13 protein-coding genes and 1 pseudogene are annotated in these 15936 nt (G+C 43.5%); 12 read left to right on the forward strand and 2 right to left on the reverse strand.

Annotated elements, in window-relative coordinates; all coding sequences use genetic code 11:
- Window position 1 precedes the first annotated feature (1 nt).
- From IGI94_RS07975 to IGI94_RS08030, 12 genes and pseudogenes are all read left to right on the forward strand, one after another.
- The gene (locus IGI94_RS07975) at window positions 2-1282 is read left to right on the forward strand and encodes a solute carrier family 23 protein (RefSeq protein ID WP_005235990.1); all 1281 of its coding nucleotides are present in this window, start codon (window positions 2-4) and stop codon (window positions 1280-1282) included.
- A gap of 47 nt (window positions 1283-1329) precedes the next feature.
- Window positions 1330-2256 carry an aspartate carbamoyltransferase catalytic subunit gene (locus IGI94_RS07980; protein WP_005235988.1) on the forward strand — a complete coding sequence of 309 codons (927 nt, stop codon included), beginning with the start codon at window positions 1330-1332 and terminating at the stop codon, window positions 2254-2256.
- 36 nt (window positions 2257-2292) lie between these two features.
- Window positions 2293-3576: a dihydroorotase gene (locus tag IGI94_RS07985; RefSeq protein ID WP_016611753.1), complete on the forward strand. Its 1284-nt coding sequence runs from the start codon at window positions 2293-2295 to the stop codon at window positions 3574-3576.
- 1 nt (window position 3577) lies between these two features.
- Window positions 3578-4657 carry a carbamoyl phosphate synthase small subunit gene (locus tag IGI94_RS07990; RefSeq protein WP_005235984.1) on the forward strand — a complete coding sequence of 360 codons (1080 nt, stop codon included), beginning with the start codon at window positions 3578-3580 and terminating at the stop codon, window positions 4655-4657.
- A gap of 1 nt (window position 4658) precedes the next feature.
- Complete coding sequence (gene carB, locus IGI94_RS07995; RefSeq protein ID WP_005235983.1) at window positions 4659-7844, forward strand: carbamoyl-phosphate synthase large subunit; 3186 nt, start codon at window positions 4659-4661, stop codon at window positions 7842-7844.
- 21 nt (window positions 7845-7865) lie between these two features.
- Window positions 7866-8642 carry a dihydroorotate dehydrogenase electron transfer subunit gene (locus tag IGI94_RS08000; protein WP_008379873.1) on the forward strand — a complete coding sequence of 259 codons (777 nt, stop codon included), beginning with the start codon at window positions 7866-7868 and terminating at the stop codon, window positions 8640-8642.
- Complete coding sequence (locus tag IGI94_RS08005) at window positions 8642-9565, forward strand: dihydroorotate dehydrogenase (protein WP_016611756.1); 924 nt, start codon at window positions 8642-8644, stop codon at window positions 9563-9565. The genes IGI94_RS08000 and IGI94_RS08005 overlap by 1 nt, the downstream gene beginning before the upstream one ends.
- Window positions 9565-10284 (forward strand): orotidine-5'-phosphate decarboxylase, encoded by a 720-nt coding sequence (gene pyrF / locus IGI94_RS08010; protein ID WP_008379878.1) that lies wholly within the window; start codon window positions 9565-9567, stop codon window positions 10282-10284. Before IGI94_RS08005 ends, pyrF begins: the two co-directional genes overlap by 1 nt.
- Window positions 10281-10916, forward strand: coding sequence for an orotate phosphoribosyltransferase (pyrE, locus tag IGI94_RS08015; protein ID WP_005226111.1), 636 nt, complete (start codon window positions 10281-10283; stop codon window positions 10914-10916). The genes pyrF and pyrE overlap by 4 nt, the downstream gene beginning before the upstream one ends.
- A 157-nt stretch (window positions 10917-11073) precedes the next feature.
- Window positions 11074-11751: a carbonic anhydrase family protein gene (locus tag IGI94_RS08020; protein ID WP_016620153.1), complete on the forward strand. Its 678-nt coding sequence runs from the start codon at window positions 11074-11076 to the stop codon at window positions 11749-11751.
- A gap of 323 nt (window positions 11752-12074) precedes the next feature.
- Window positions 12075-12992: a helix-turn-helix domain-containing protein gene (locus tag IGI94_RS08025; RefSeq protein WP_430617901.1), complete on the forward strand. Its 918-nt coding sequence runs from the start codon at window positions 12075-12077 to the stop codon at window positions 12990-12992.
- Window positions 12992-13469, forward strand: a pseudogene (locus IGI94_RS08030) (pyridoxamine 5'-phosphate oxidase family protein). The gene IGI94_RS08025 and the pseudogene IGI94_RS08030 overlap by 1 nt, the downstream one beginning before the upstream one ends.
- A 254-nt stretch (window positions 13470-13723) precedes the next feature.
- Here the strand turns inward: IGI94_RS08030 and efbA are convergent.
- Complete coding sequence (gene efbA, locus IGI94_RS08035; RefSeq protein WP_005235971.1) at window positions 13724-15424, reverse strand: fibronectin-binding protein EfbA; 1701 nt, start codon at window positions 15422-15424, stop codon at window positions 13724-13726.
- 108 nt (window positions 15425-15532) lie between these two features.
- Window positions 15533-15931: a DUF1622 domain-containing protein gene (locus tag IGI94_RS08040; RefSeq protein WP_005235970.1), complete on the reverse strand. Its 399-nt coding sequence runs from the start codon at window positions 15929-15931 to the stop codon at window positions 15533-15535.
- Window positions 15932-15936: the final 5 nt, after the last annotated feature.

A 15936-nucleotide genomic window follows, 5' to 3' on the forward strand; every position in this document is an offset into this window, starting at 1 on the left:
CATGCAGAAGCAAGAATTTCGTAATCCAGACGCAGTTTTAGACATCAAAGATCGGCCCAAAGCACTGCCTTGGTTAGGTCTAAGCTTACAACATCTTTTCACGATGTTTGGGGCAACAGTATTAGTTCCGATCCTCGTTGGGATCAACCCCAGCATCGCTTTAGTTAGTTCAGGTATTGGAACATTGGTTTACTTGGTCACAACGAAAGGGAAGATTCCTGCGTATCTAGGCAGCAGCTTTGCGTTTATCGCAGCGATGCAGATGCTGATGAAATCTGATGGCTACCCAGCTATCGCACAAGGCGCCATCACGACTGGGTTGGTTTACGTGATCGTTTCGATGATCATTAAACGTGCCGGTGCAGCTTGGTTGGATAAGATCTTACCACCGATCATTGTCGGTCCTGTGATTATGGTGATTGGATTAGGGTTAGCCGCTAACGCCGCCCAGAATGCAATGTACAATGACTCAGTCTACGATTTCAAGTACATTCTGGTAGCTTTGGCTACCTTAGGATTAACGATTTTCTTCAATATGTTTCTGCGTGGGTTTTTAGGATTGATCCCGATCCTTCTGGGGATCGTGGGCGGATACTTGATCGCCTTAGCAGCGGGGATCGTCGATGTGCAGCCCATCATTGACGCCAACTGGTTTGGCATGCCAAGCTTCGAGATTCCCTTCATTAACTATGAACCAAAACTGTATCTGAATGCAATCACTACGATGGCGCCGATCGCTTTTGTTACCATGACCGAACACATCGGTCATCTGATGGTCTTGAACAAATTAACGAAGCGGAACTTTTTTGAAGAGCCAGGCTTGAACCGAACACTATTGGGAGATGGGTTTGCTCAAATTGCAGCCGGTCTCGTTGGGGGCCCCCCAGTGACAAGTTACGGAGAAAACATTGGGGTTTTAGCAATTACACGGGTCCACAGTGTGTTCGTCATCGGTGGAGCAGCAGTTCTAGCCATCGTACTAGGCTTCGTTGGAAAACTAAGCGCATTGATCTTAAGTATTCCTGGTCCAGTCATCTCAGGGATCAGCTTCCTGCTCTTTGGCGTCATCGCTGCCAGCGGGTTGAAAATTTTGATCGACAACAAAATCGATTTTGATCGTAAGAAGAATTTGATCATTGCGTCAGTGATCCTTGTGGTAGGAATCGGCGGTCTTGTCTTCACGGTCGGTACCTTCACATTATCCGCAATGGCGTTAGCAACTGTCCTAGGGATCTTCTTGAATCTTATTTTACCTGACAGCTCTCGCAGCGAAGAAAAATAACTTGTGCCAACTCATCGTTTAAACAGAATCAAAGGAGGAATTCATTCATGATTATTCAATCCGAAAGAATCAGCTTAAAGCATCTTTTGACGGTAGAAGCATTGACGGACCGTGAAGTGATGGGACTCATCCGCAGAGGACAAGAATTCAAAAGAGGGGCGAAATGGATGCCCCAAAAAGAACAATATTTCGCAACAAATCTCTTTTTTGAGAACAGTACCAGAACCCACAAAAGCTTCGATGTTGCTGAGAAAAAACTAGGGATCGAAGTCATCGAATTTGAAGCCTCCACCAGTTCTGTTCAAAAAGGCGAGACCTTGTATGACACGGTCTTGACGATGTCGGCTTTAGGTGTAGACGTTGCGGTCATTCGCCACGGCGATGAAAATTACTACGACGCTTTGATCCAAAGCAAAACGATCCAGTGCAGTATCATCAATGGCGGGGACGGCAGCGGCCAACACCCAACGCAATGCTTGCTAGACCTGATGACGATCTATGAAGAGTTTGGGCATTTTGACGACTTGAAAGTCGCAATCGTAGGTGACATCACCCACTCACGGGTCGCAAAATCAAACATGCAAATGTTGAAGCGTCTCGGAGCGAAAGTCTTCTTCTCAGGTCCAAAGGAATGGTATGACGAAGAATTTGAAGTATACGGTCATTGGCTACCATTAGACGAATTGGTCGCAGAAGTCGATGTTATGATGATGCTTCGTGTCCAGCACGAGCGCCATGATGGAACGGAAAGCTTTTCAAAAGAAGAATACTTAAAAAATCACGGGTTGACCGTCGAACGCGCCGCAAGAATGAAAGAGCATGCGATCATAATGCACCCAGCGCCGGTCAATCGCGATGTGGAATTGGCTGATGCCTTAGTTGAAAGCTTACGCTCACGAATCATCACACAGATGTCCAATGGCGTCTTTGTTCGAATGGCGATTCTTGAAGCGGTGTTGAACGGTAAGGCCTAACAGGCAAAAAGGAAAGAATTAGAGGAGGAAGTTTACATGAAAACACTCATTAAAAACGGTAAAATCATCAAAAAAGACAATCACTGTGTTCCTGCAGCAATTTGGATCGAAGAAGGAATCATTCGCGGGATCGGTACAGCATTTCCCGAAACAGATTTTGACGAAGTCATCGATGCCAAAGAGCAATTGATCACGCCAGGTTTAGTGGATGTTCATGTACACTTCAGAGAACCAGGCTTTGAGTACAAAGAAACAATTGAAACGGGCAGCATCGCAGCAGCTCGCGGTGGGTTCACGACAGTTTGCGCAATGCCAAACCTTGACCCAGTTCCCGATACACCGGAAAAATTAACAGCTGTTTACGAAAAAATCAACGCAGATGCGTCAATCAATGTCTTACAATACGCCCCGATCACAGAAAACTTACGCAGTGAAACGTTGACGGATGCAGCTGGAATGAAAGCTGCTGGCGCTTTCGCCTTGACGAACGATGGCGTGGGTGTTCAGACTGCTGGCACAATGTATCTGGCCATGAAGCAAGCAGCCGAAAATGACTTGGCCTTGGTTGCCCATACAGAAGATGACTCCTTACTCTTTGGCGGCGTGATGCATGCTGGTAAAAAAGCAGAAGAACTTGGACTACCGGGGATCTTGAGTGTAACGGAAGCTTCTCAAATCGCTCGTGATGTACTTTTGGCGGAAGCAACAGGTGCTCATTACCATGTCTGCCATGTCTCGACCAAAGAAAGTGTTCGAGTGATCCGAGATGCCAAAAAAGCTGGTATCCATGTGACAGCTGAAGTTTCTCCTCATCATTTGCTTCTAATCGATGAAGATATTCCTGCCGATGAAGGCTTTTGGAAAATGAACCCACCGTTACGTGGGCAAGAAGACCGTGAAGCGTTGATCGAAGGTCTGCTGGATGGCACGATCGATTGTATCGCGACGGATCATGCCCCACATGGCTATGAAGAAAAAATGAAAAGCTTTTTAAAAGCACCATTTGGCATCGTCGGATCAGAATATGCCTTCCAATTGTTGTACACTCATTTTGTCAAAACAGGACGCTTTACCTTGCAGCAACTAGTGGATTGGATGACCGTGAAACCAGCATCAATCTTTGGTCTAAGCGCCGGAACGATGATGGTCGGAGACAAAGCCGATCTCGCGATTTTTGACTTAGAATCAGCTTATAACGTGGATCCTAAGCAATTTCTATCAAAAGGAGTCAATACGCCTTTCGGTGGATGGACGTTATATGGGGATACAAGTTATACATTTGTAAATGGAAAATTAGTATGGCAAAAAGGTGGGCAATAATATGAAACGTTGGCTTATTTTAGAAGATGGAACATACTTTGAAGGCGAAGGCTTTGGTGCCAGTATCAATGTATTTGGTGAGATTGTTTTTACCACCAGCATGACGGGCTATCAAGAAGCCATTACGGATCAAAGCTTTAACGGACAAATCATTACGTTTACGTATCCGATGGTTGGAAATTACGGCGTCAACCGAGACGACTACGAATCAATTTCACCGACTTGTAAAGGGGTCGTTGTGAAAGAACACGCGCGTCTAGCGAGCAATTGGCGGAAACAGCTGACGTTAGATGAATTTTTAAAACGCAAAAATATTCCAGGGATCGCAGGAATCGATACACGCGCGCTGACAAGAAAGATCCGTCAACATGGGACCATGAAAGCGAGTATCGTTGATGCAGGAGATGTCTTTGACCATGCCTTTGATCAATTAAAAGCGGCGGTTTTACCAACCAATCAAGTGGCACAAGTTTCTACCTCAAAACCTTATCCAAGTCCTGGAACGGGTCGCAATATCGTGGTCATCGACTTCGGCTTGAAGCACAGTATTTTACGGGAGTTGTCACGCCGCAACTGCAATTTAACGATTTTGCCATACAATACGACAGCGCAAGAAATTTTAGACCTCGCACCAGATGGTGTAATGCTGACAAATGGACCGGGTGATCCTAAAAGCTTGCCAGAAGCAATTAAAATGATACAAGGGATTCAAGGCAAGGTACCGATCTTCGGGATTTGTTTAGGCCATCAGCTCTTCTCATTAGCGAATGGGGCAGATACCTATAAAATGAAGTTCGGTCACCGCGGATTGAACCATCCGGTAAGAGAGATCGCCACTGGTCGGATCGATTTTACCTCACAAAACCATGGCTTTGCTGTGGATGAAGCATCCATCGATCCTGAAAAACTAATGGTGACACACGTCGAAGTGAACGATGGCACGATCGAAGGGGTTCGTCATCGCCGCTACCCAGCATTCAGTGTCCAATACCACCCAGATGCGGCACCGGGCCCGCATGATGCGGTCCACTTATTTGACGAATTTTTAGAGATGATCGATGCATGGAAGGAGCAGAACTAATATGCCAAAACGTACAGATATCAAGAAAATCATGGTAATCGGTTCTGGACCGATTATTATAGGACAAGCGGCAGAATTTGATTATGCCGGTACACAAGCTTGTTTAGCTTTACGAGAAGAAGGCTACGAAGTGGTGTTAGTCAATTCGAATCCCGCAACGATCATGACGGACAAAGAAATTGCTGACAAAGTCTACATTGAACCAATCACATTTGAGTTTGTCTCACGGATTTTACGTAAAGAACAGCCTGATGCAATTTTACCGACATTAGGCGGACAAACGGGCTTGAATATGGCGATGGAATTAGCCAACTCAGGTATTTTGGATGAATTAGGAATTGAGTTGCTAGGAACCAAATTAGCGGCAATCGATCAGGCAGAAGATCGAGATTTATTCAAACAATTAATGGAAGAATTGGATCAACCGATCCCAGAATCCGAAATCGTATCAACGGTGGAAGCAGCAGTTGAATTTGCGAAAAAAATCGGCTTTCCAATCATTGTTCGTCCAGCATTTACGCTAGGAGGAACGGGCGGTGGCATGTGTAACAATGAAGAAGAATTACGCCAAATCGCTGAAAACGGCTTGAAGCTCTCGCCCGTGACCCAATGCTTGATTGAACGTAGTATTGCTGGGTTTAAAGAGATCGAATATGAAGTGATGCGGGATTCTGCAGACAACGCGATCGTTGTTTGTAATATGGAAAACTTCGATCCAGTCGGCATCCACACCGGCGATTCCATCGTCTTTGCCCCTAGTCAAACACTGTCAGACCATGAATACCAAATGTTGCGAGATGCGTCATTAAAAATTATTCGCGCATTAAAAATAGAAGGTGGTTGTAACGTTCAGTTGGCACTTGATCCACATAGCTTTAATTACTATGTGATTGAAGTAAATCCAAGGGTTTCTCGTTCGTCTGCACTAGCAAGTAAAGCAACAGGTTATCCAATTGCCAAATTGGCAGCGAAAATTGCCGTCGGTTTAACATTGGATGAAATGAAAAATCCAGTCACAGAAACCACCTATGCAGAATTTGAACCCGCCCTTGACTATGTTGTGGCAAAAATTCCTCGCTGGCCGTTTGACAAGTTTGAAACGGGGGAACGTCGATTAGGAACACAAATGAAAGCAACTGGAGAAGTGATGGCCATTGGTCGTAATATTGAAGAGTCATTACTGAAAGCTGTTCGTTCATTGGAAATCGGCACACATCATATCGAAATGAAAGAACTAGAAGCTCTTTCTGACAATGATCTGATGGAGAAGGTCATCAAGGCCCAAGATGATCGCCTGTTCTACGTCATGGAAGCCATCCGAAGAGGGTATACTATCGAAGATTTGAATGAAATGACGAAAATCGATTTATTCTTCTTAGATAAAATGCTTCACATCTTTGAGATCGAACAAGCATTAGCAAACGAACCACATTCCCTTGATGTGTTGAAAAAAGCCAAGCAAAACGGCTTTACGGATAAAAAGATCGCTGAGCTGTGGGAAACCACGGAAGCTGAGATCCGCACGCTGCGTCATGAGCAAAAGATTTTGCCTGTCTACAAAATGGTAGATACATGTGCCGCAGAATTTGAATCAGCAACACCTTATTTCTACAGCACCTATGAGTTTGAGAATGAAAGCAAGCGCAGTGAAAAAGAATCTGTTCTTGTTCTAGGTTCTGGACCGATCCGAATCGGACAAGGGGTGGAGTTCGACTATGCAACAGTGCACTCGGTGAAAGCGATCCAAGCTGCTGGCTATGAAGCGATCATCATGAACAGTAATCCTGAAACGGTTTCGACTGATTTTTCTATCTCCGACAAGCTGTATTTTGAACCGTTGACCTTAGAAGATGTCTTGCATGTGATCGATTTGGAACAGCCAATTGGGGTCATCGTCCAATTTGGCGGGCAAACGGCGATCAATTTAGCCGAACCTTTGGTGAAAGCCGGAGTAAAAATCCTAGGCACCAGCATTGAAGATCTTGATCGTGCCGAAAACCGCGATCTCTTTGAGCAAGCATTACAAGCACTAGATATTCCGCAACCACCAGGCGACACGGCGACGAACGAACAAGAAGCGATCGCCATCGCACAAAAAATCGGCTATCCTGTTTTAGTCCGCCCAAGTTATGTCTTAGGGGGACGTGCGATGGAAATCGTGGAAAACCAAGCCGATTTAGAAGATTATATGCGTCATGCAGTGAAAGCATCACCAGAACATCCTGTCTTGGTCGATCGTTACTTGGTTGGTAAAGAATGTGAAGTCGATGCTATCTGTGACGGCAAAACTGTTTTGATTCCTGGAATCATGGAACATATCGAGCGTGCAGGGGTCCATTCAGGAGATTCAATGGCAGTCTATCCACCGCAAAATCTTTCGGATGAACTAATTGCTACGATCGAAGAATATACCAAACGCTTGGCATTAGGTTTAAATTGTATCGGTATGATGAATATCCAATTTGTCATCCATGAGAACAAAGTGTATGTCATTGAAGTAAATCCTCGTGCTAGCCGAACCGTGCCATTTTTAAGCAAGGTAACAGAGATCCCAATGGCCCAAATTGCCACGAAGGCGATTCTCGGGGAAGAGATCACAGCGTTAGGTTATCAAGACGGACTTGCTCCAACACCAAATGAAGTACACATCAAAGCACCTGTCTTCTCCTTTACAAAACTTTTAAAAGTCGATACTTACTTAGGCCCTGAAATGAAATCAACGGGTGAAGTAATGGGATCAGATAAAGATTTGGCAAAAGCACTTTATAAAGCTTTTGAGGCATCAGGCCTGCATATTCCTGAATTTGGAAAAGCACTTTTCACCGTTGCAGACGAAAGCAAAGAAGAGGCAGCAGCACTGGCGGCGCGTTTCGTAGAGGTCGGCTTCACCTTAATGGCTACCAATGGAACCGCTGATTACTTTGAAGAAAAAGGCCTGCAAGTGACACGAGTTGCTAAAATCTCTGATCAACAAGCAGAAGAAACGGTTGTTGATTTGATCCGTAAAGGAACGACCCAAGTAGTAGTCAATACCATGGACAAAGATCGCCAAAATGCAACGGAAGACGGATTTATCATTCGCCGAGAAGCAGTGGAGCATGGTGTACCGACCTTTACTTCTCTTGATACAGCGGATGCAATTCTAAAAGTGATGGAATCCCGCAGTTTTTCAACAAAAGCAATTTAACGCAGATAAAGGAGTTTTTTGATGAAGCAAGAAATCATGACCATCAGCAAACAGCGTCAACTGGCACCACGGATTTTTGAAATGACATTGACTGGTGAATTAGTCAATGAGATGAGGACCCCAGGGCAGTTTCTGCACCTGCGGGTTCCTCAAAATGCCTTTCTTCTTCGCCGACCGATCAGTATCAATCATATCGATGCTGAGAAAAAAGAATGCCGAATCATTTACCGGGTCGAAGGAGATGGCACACGAATTTTTTCAGAAATGACCGTTGGGGATCCAATCGATGTGATGGGGCCTTTAGGAAATGGGTTTCGCTATCATCATTTAAACCAAGGGGACACTGCATTTATCGTAGGTGGCGGTATCGGTGTACCGCCGCTCTACGAACTATCGAAACGTCTGACGCAACAAGGGATCCACGTCATTCACTTTTTGGGCTTTGCCAGCAAAGACGTCATGTATTATGAAGAGGAATTTCGCGCACTGGGAGATACGAGGATCGCTACCGATGATGGCAGCGCTGGTTTACAAGGAAATGTTGGCAACCTGTTATTAGCTGCAGAGCAAACACCTGCGGCAGTCTTTGCCTGCGGAAATAACGGTCTTTTAAAAACCACCGCCCAGCTTTTCGAAGACCTTTCAGATGTTCAATTATCCATGGAAGCGCGAATGGCTTGCGGGATGGGTGCCTGTTATGCCTGTGTTTGCCATACGAAAGATGACGAACAAGGTACAAAAAGTGTCAAAGTTTGTGACGAAGGGCCTGTATTTCAGGCGAGAAAGGTGGTCATTTAATGTCGATCAACGTCGAGCTACCCGGATTGAGTCTAAAAAATCCGATCATGCCTGCCAGCGGCTGTTTTGGGTTTGGTGCAGAATATGATAAATATTATGACATCAGTCAATTAGGTGCGGTGATGATCAAAGCGACCACACCTGAACCACGTTTTGGCAATCCAACCCCAAGGGTAGCGGAAACGCCTAGTGGTATGTTAAATGCCATCGGGTTGCAAAATCCTGGGTTAGAAACGGTCATGAATCAAATATTGCCGGACTTAGCTCAAAAACATCCAGAGTTACCGATCATTGCAAACGTTGCTGGTTCGACCGTCGAAGATTACGTTCTTGTGTGTCAGGAAATCAGTCAGGCAGAAAATGTCAAAGCGATCGAATTGAATATCTCTTGCCCTAACGTCAAACATGGCGGTATCACTTTCGGAACCGATCCTGCGGTTGCTGGTGCATTGACTGAAGCGGTCAAAAAAGTCTCGCAAGTGCCGATCTATGTCAAACTTTCGCCGAATGTGACGGATATTGTCCCAATTGCAAAAGCGATCGAAGCAGGCGGCGCCGACGGGTTTACGATGATCAATACGCTTTTGGGCATGCGGATCGATTTAAAAACACGAAAACCGATTTTAGCCAACCAAACCGGGGGCTTGTCTGGTCCATCAATCAAACCAGTGGCGATCCGCCTAATCAAACAAGTGGCGCAAGTTTCTCAATTACCAATTATTGGCATGGGGGGCGTGATGTCAGTGGATGATGTACTTGAAATGTATCTGGCAGGTGCAAGTGCAGTTGCAGTAGGAACTGCAAACTTTACCGATCCTTACATTTGCCCAAAATTGATTGAAGAATTGCCTATCCGAATGGCAGAATTAGGGATCACTTCTTTGGAACAGTTGATAAAAGAAGTGAGAGAGGAGCACGTGTGATGAGTGAACGACCAATTATTGCCTTAGATTTCCCCAACAAACAGGCTATTGAAACATTTTTAGCGCAATTTCCTGCGGGAGAAAAATTATTTGTAAAAGTTGGAATGGAGATTTTCTACCAAGAAGGACCAGCGATCGTCACTTGGTTGAAATCCTTTGGCCATGACATTTTTTTAGATTTAAAATTACATGATATCCCTAATACTGTTGGACGAGCAATGGAGCGCTTAGCTTCTTTAGGTGTTGCTTTGACGAATGTTCATGCAGCCGGCGGGATTGAAATGATGACTGCTGCTAAAAAAGGTCTGCAACAAGGAACCCCCGCTGGAGACAAAGTCCCTGATTTGATTGCAGTTACCCAATTGACCTCCACTAGTGAGGCACAAATGCATCATGATCAGCAGATCATGACGTCACTGCAAGAAAGTGTTATCCATTACGCCACCTGTGCCCAAAAAGCTGGATTAGACGGTGTTGTTTGCTCCGCACACGAAGCAAAACAGATCAAGCAAAGAACAACCGATGCCTTCATACGCTTGACGCCTGGTATCCGACCAGCTGGCAGTGAAGTTGGCGATCAAAAACGAATCATGACACCTGCACAAGCTCGCAATGCGGGGGCTACCATGATCGTTGTGGGACGTCCAATCACCCAGTCTAAGACACCGTATGAAAGTTATCTGCAAATAAAACAAGAATGGAAGGAAGCTAGCCAATGAAAGAACAATCCAATCAAATTGCCAAAGATCTTTTAGACATCGAGGCGATTTTTTTACGACCGAATGAACCATTTACTTGGGCAAGCGGCATCAAAAGCCCTATTTACTGCGACAATCGAATCACTATGAGTTATCCTCATGTACGTCGCGCCATTGCGAAAGGCTTAGCTGCAGTCATCAAAACGACTTATCCCGAAGCAGAAGTGATTGCAGGGACCGCAACAGCCGGGATTCCCCATGCTGCTTGGGTCGCTGAATTGTTAGATTTGCCAATGGTTTATATTCGCAGCAAAGCAAAAGAACATGGCAAAGGCAATCAAATTGAAGGTCGTATTCAGCCAAATCAAAAAATGGTCGTCATTGAAGATTTATTGTCAACAGGTGGCAGTGTCTTAGAAGCTTGTGAAGCAGCCAAAAGAGAAGGAGCCGACGTATTAGGCGTCGCTGCGATCTTTACTTACGAGCTGCCTCAAGTCCAAGAGAATTTTGACCAAGCAGGTCTATCCTATGTGACTTTGACAAACTATACAGCGTTGATCGAGTCGGCTTTAGAAACGGGTGCTATTCAAGAGTCTGATGTTGCCCTGTTACAAGAGTGGCGAAAAGATCCTGCTGCTTGGTTGAGTGAATAAGGAATTGAAATAAGAAACGGATATGTGAGGGAATGACCAAGCATATTCGTTTTATTTTCACCTATTTTCTGATAGCATTGGGAGAAAGTTTTTTTGATAGGAAGGGCTATTCCTTGCTGTCAACTTGAATTAGGAGGCTGTTTTTTTGAAAAGAAATATGGATGTTCCCTGGAGTTATTCCGGAGACAATGGACCTGAACATTGGCACACTTTGTGCGATTGGTATGCACAAGGCGCCGAATTTCCTTACCAATCCCCAATTGCTTTAGTTCACGATGAAACCGAAGAACCTATCGATCAGGACTTGGCTTTTCACTATAAACGAGAGCGGTTCACGGAAAAAGAATTCAAAAATACGATTCACTTCGTTCCATATAACAAAGAAAGTTATGTCACATTTAAAGGGATCAACTACTATTTGACGGATATTCATTTCCACATGCCGTCTGAACATATTATCGATGATGAACAGCAAGAATTAGAGTTTCATCTCGTCCATATGAATGAGGACGGAGAAAACTTGGTTGTGGGCATCTTATTCAAATTGACGGATAAGCTCAACTGGATCTGCAATCAGCAAGACGACAGCATCTGGGACTTTGAAAACCATACGCAATGGTTTGATCCGACTATGTTCTTACCAGAACGCACCCACCATTTCCATTATGTGGGTTCGTTGACGACACCGCCAACCAAAGGGCCAATCAATTGGTTCGTCTTTGACTGGATCGGGGAGATGAGCCGCCGCTTCATTTTGGAATTCCGGGAAGAAGTGTTAGAAAACAATAATCGCCCATTACAAGACCGCAAAGATCGACCTATTTATTTCTATTAATTTATAAAAATAGATCCTTTTACGTAGTGTTTATCACTGACTTCATTTGATGGTCAGTATAGAAACCACTTCGTAAGGGTAATCAATAAAAATGATGTTAGAATTTTTAGAATGTCATTGACTAGAAAAAGACGAAAACTCTTCGTCTTTTTTTATTTTTATATTCTAGGACCATGAAGGCTATGCTAAAATATTAAATAAGCTGATTCTCGGCAGTTAATGCATTGTGAAAATAAATACAAATATAGTTTTTTTTAGAAAAAGAGCAGACACGGTAAAGCTTTTTTGGCTGAGTATTTTATAGTGAAAGAAAGGAAATCCATATGCATGCATGGGAAGCAATCCAAAAATCCATCGATTTTATCGAAGACAATCTTGCTGAGTCGCTAGAGATCGAAACGTTAGCACAAGTCGCATCACTTTCTGTATTTTATTATCAACGCTTATTTACTCGCTTAGTTAAAATTTCTGTTAGGGAATATATAAAACTGCGTCGTCTGGCCAGAGCCGCTGTTTTATTAAAAGACAGAAAAAGTCGAGTCATTGAGGTCGCTTTTGAGGTTGGTTTTAGCAGCCATGCAGTATTTTCAAGAACCTTTAAGACCGTTTATGGACTTTCACCTTCTCTTTACCAAAAAGCGCCGATCGGCTTGCAAAATTTTGATAAGCCGGATCTATCTTTAGGGTATATTGTCACAGAAGAAGGCAATCCATTGATCAGCGAAGGAGTCGTTTTGGAGATTCAGAAGAAGCGAAATCAGCAACCGCTGGTTTTTTGTGGCGTTGTTGGTTACTATCCATTTAAGTATGGAAAAATGCTGGGCCAACGAACAGGGATTGATCCGATTGATGATATTTGGCATGATTTTTATCAAAAGACTGCCAATCAGCCTCGCACCGATCATTGCCTGATCGGTGTTTCATTTCCGGGAGATGCGCCTGAAGGCTATTCAAGTTATTTTGTTGGTCAAATATCTGATGGTTCGCAATTTCTCAACTGCACTGAATGGACTTTACCAGAACGTGAGTATATTGTTTGCAGTTTTGATACGGTCTCAGAGCAACTGATCATCAATATGGGAAAGGCGATGCGTTATACCCGTTTTTGGCTCAAGAAAAATGGCTGGATTGCTGAGAATTTTTTTCCTGAGCTTTATCGAAAAGGGGAAAATCATGTGGTTCATGTCGAATTATGGATTCCTTTTAAAAAAAGAATTATGATGCAAGGAGGAACAGAATAATGACCCACCAGTATGAAGAAGGAATAAAGCTGCTTGAAGAAAAATTCGGACATTTTAAAGACAATGTGATTGCCCTTGCGACGACAGCTTGTGACAAAACTGTAGAGGGACACATACAACCAGTCGTTCGAGAAGTTGATGCTTTTTATGAAGAGGGCGTTTTTTACGTGTCGACACACGAGCAATCCAATAAAATCAAGCAAATCAAAAAGAACCCAGCAGTTTCCATTGCTGTTAGCGGTGAATGGTTTACTGCGGTCGGTCAAGGGGAGAATTTACCCTAAAAATGCAGAATTAAGATGCAAAATTCGCAAAGCCTTTGTCTGGTACGACGAAGTCAACAATGAGAATGATAAAGGCTGTTGCTTTCTAGCAATCCATTTGACCAAAGGAACGTTGAATATCAATCACTGGGAAAAGCTGTATCATTTTGATTTCGAGAAGAAAGTCACTATGGAGGATGGTGGAATTTATTAGCTAGCAGAAGCTACTTTCTCACGGTGATTTTCGAATGCCATTCTATCGGATCTAGCAGATACGTCGATGGCTAAATTCTGAGAAGGCTTGCCTTTTGTGTTTCAAGCTAAGCAAAATTTTCGCTGAAAGAGCAGTAGATAGAAGGAAAAAGCATAAAAACCGATCACAAGCGCGTGTAGTTTCGCAGCGCTTTTGTGGTCGGTTCTTTTATTGATTACACTATGATTTTTTGATCCGAATAGGCTGAGGAGCAGCTAGGACTGTTTTAATCTCAAAATTCCCTCATCAGGTGTCACAAAAAGCGTTTTTTGATTCTCATAAATGACGAATCCAGGTTTGGCACCATTCGGTTTCCGAATATGTTTGACTTGCACATAGTCCACCGGTACTTGGGCAGATTGACGATATTTTGAGAAATATGCGGCAAGCTCTGCAGCTTCCATTAAGGTTGTCTCACTAGGATCATCCGAACGAATGATGACATGAGAGCCAGGAATATTTTTGGTATGCAGCCAGATATCACTCTTACGAGCTGTTTTTAAGGTCAGTTGGTCATTTTGTAAATTGTTTTTTCCAACGAAAATTTCTGTTCCGTCTGAAGAAAGAAATCGTTCTGGTTGCGAAGGAGCGGCTTTTTTACGCTGTTTCGTCCGATTTTTGACATAGCCTTGTGCAATCAGTTCTTCCCGAATAACCGCCAGATCCATTGGAGAGGCGATTTCTAATTGGGCTAACACGGATTCGAGATACGCGATTTCTTCTTTCGTTTCGGCAATCTGCTGATGGACCAATTTGACTGCATTTTTTAATTTCTGATAACGTTGAAAATATTTCTGAGCATTTTGATTGGGAGAAAGAGCGGGATCTAATTTGATCGTCAAAAGCCGATTCTCATCATAGTAATTTTCCAAATCAACTGAAGCAGCACCACGGGGGACTTGATTCATAAAGGTCGTCAAAAGCTCACCTTTTTGACGAAATTCTTCGGCGTTTTCTGAATCGATTAACGTTTGTTGGCGTTTCTTTAACTTCAATTGGTTCCGTTTCAGTTCATTCTCAATCTTCTTTAGTAATTCGCCACCTTGTTGTTTGACCCGATCTCTTTCCGCCTTGTCGTGATAAAACGCATCTAAAAGCTCGCTCAGACTCTGATAAGAGGTGACAGTGGTGGTCGCATCGATCAATGATGGATAGGGAATTGGTGTAAAATATTCCTTTTTCTCTGACTGGAGATAACTTGGTGCTAGCTCCTGGGTAAGCTCTGTAAAGAAAGCTTCCCACTGACGCAGTTTTTCATTGGGATTGGCATTGATTCGAGCGATTAATTCTTCTGCTGTATCGCGGCCTAAGCCTTGGAATCGTTGTTGAAGTTCTTTTGCCGTCAAGGGATCGATGGTCGATAATTCTTCAAAAATTTTGGTGCGAGAGGCTGTAAAAGGATTAAGTGTTGTTTGCTTTGGTGGTGCAATATAAGTAGCACCCGGTAATAAAGTACGATACGTATTTTGTGAATGACCAATGTGTTTGATTGTATCGACAATTTTTCCGCTCGTCTTATTCATTAATAAAATCGTGCTGTGACGGCCCATCAATTCGACAATCAAGACGAGGGATTGTAAATCACCTAGTTCATCTCGTCGAGTAAAATGAAAATGGATCACACGGTCATTGTCGATTTGTTCGATTGATTCTAAGATCGCCCCTTCTAAATATTTCCGCAGCATCATCAAGAAATTCGGTGGGGTTTCTGGATTGCTATAGGCGATCGTTGTGCATTGCACACGAGCATAGGTGGGATGTGCGGATAGCAAAAGTTTATGATTTTTCCCTTGGGCACGGATCACAAATACGACCTCATTTTCATAAGGTTGATGAATTTTGTTCACACGTCCACTGGTTAATTGATTTTGTAATTCTTTGACCATTAAATGGGTAAAAACACCATCAAAAGACATATTGTTTCCCTCTTTTCTTATAAGGATAGTTTGACTGAGGGATTGATCCTTCCAATGTCAAATATTCCTATCTATTATACCGAAGAATCCAAAGAAAAGCCATGGCAGCTAGCTTTCCTTTTTCTTGTTAGGTTGGTGATCGGTGGTTTGCAGTGCACGCTCAATTTCTTTGTTCAAGAAATAAGAGATGACTGTTCGAATAATAACGACTGCAGCTAGACGTACGATGTCTTCGAAAGTAGGGTGGATGATCGTCTCAATAATATCTGCTGCAATCAAGATCTCAAGACCTAATAAGACATAACTCCCTAAATAATTGCGGATAAAATTATTCTCTCTGGCTGCCACCAAACGGTCCTTTTCTGTTAATTCGTAGCGCACGAAATCAATGCCTGCGATCAACACACCCCAAACGATGACGAAAATGGAGAGAAAGTTTAAACAGACAACAATGAAATCGAAGATTGGGTTGGCTCCAGTCATCAAAGAACTAGCTAGATTATGCATAATGA

It is taken from the genome of Enterococcus sp. AZ149 (assembly GCF_051714285.1).
GTDB classification, from domain to species: Bacteria; Bacillota; Bacilli; order Lactobacillales; family Enterococcaceae; genus Enterococcus_D; species Enterococcus_D entomosocium.

Coding starts and splice junctions, on each gene's coding strand:
- IGI94_RS08020 (WP_016620153.1), top strand. CDS start 11,074: ATGGATGTTCCCTGGAGTTATTCCGGAGACAATGGACCTGAACATTGG.
- pyrF (WP_008379878.1), top strand. CDS start 9,565: ATGAGTGAACGACCAATTATTGCCTTAGATTTCCCCAACAAACAGGCT.
- IGI94_RS08040 (WP_005235970.1), bottom strand. CDS start 15,931: ATGCATAATCTAGCTAGTTCTTTGATGACTGGAGCCAACCCAATCTTC.
- IGI94_RS08005 (WP_016611756.1), top strand. CDS start 8,642: ATGTCGATCAACGTCGAGCTACCCGGATTGAGTCTAAAAAATCCGATC.
- efbA (WP_005235971.1), bottom strand. CDS start 15,424: ATGTCTTTTGATGGTGTTTTTACCCATTTAATGGTCAAAGAATTACAA.
- IGI94_RS08025 (WP_430617901.1), top strand. CDS start 12,075: ATGCATGCATGGGAAGCAATCCAAAAATCCATCGATTTTATCGAAGAC.
- IGI94_RS07980 (WP_005235988.1), top strand. CDS start 1,330: ATGATTATTCAATCCGAAAGAATCAGCTTAAAGCATCTTTTGACGGTA.
- IGI94_RS07985 (WP_016611753.1), top strand. CDS start 2,293: ATGAAAACACTCATTAAAAACGGTAAAATCATCAAAAAAGACAATCAC.
- carB (WP_005235983.1), top strand. CDS start 4,659: ATGCCAAAACGTACAGATATCAAGAAAATCATGGTAATCGGTTCTGGA.
- IGI94_RS08000 (WP_008379873.1), top strand. CDS start 7,866: ATGAAGCAAGAAATCATGACCATCAGCAAACAGCGTCAACTGGCACCA.
- IGI94_RS07990 (WP_005235984.1), top strand. CDS start 3,578: ATGAAACGTTGGCTTATTTTAGAAGATGGAACATACTTTGAAGGCGAA.
- pyrE (WP_005226111.1), top strand. CDS start 10,281: ATGAAAGAACAATCCAATCAAATTGCCAAAGATCTTTTAGACATCGAG.
- IGI94_RS07975 (WP_005235990.1), top strand. CDS start 2: ATGCAGAAGCAAGAATTTCGTAATCCAGACGCAGTTTTAGACATCAAA.